Genomic DNA, 278 nt, shown 5'->3' with positions numbered 1-278 from the left:
GGTGCGGGCCTGCAGCTGTTCAAGACCTTCGAGGGCAACAACGGCGAGCGCATCACCCCGCGGGCGCGGGTGGTGTGGCAGAAGGAGCTGGGGGATACGCAGGCCCGCTACAGCACCGGCTTTGCGGCGGCGCCGGATCTGGTGTTCGGCAGCAACAGCCAGACGGTGGGCGAGCAGGTGCTGAGCTGGAACCTGGGTGTGACCAGCCGGGCCAGCGAGCGGCTGTCGGTGATGGTCGACTATGTGGGCGAGCGCCGCGACGGCCAGCTGCAGAATGG

Annotated in this window: 1 protein-coding gene; it reads left to right on the top strand. The window is 69.1% G+C overall.

Annotated features, from left to right (window positions below; all coding sequences use genetic code 11):
- The coding region (locus AC06FB_RS18875) for an autotransporter domain-containing protein (protein ID WP_478053988.1) at window positions 1-278 on the top strand (278 nt) is incomplete at both ends.

It is taken from the genome of Stenotrophomonas sp. Steno-C15 (genome assembly GCF_056393265.1).
This window is presented reverse-complemented; position numbering and strand designations above follow the sequence as displayed.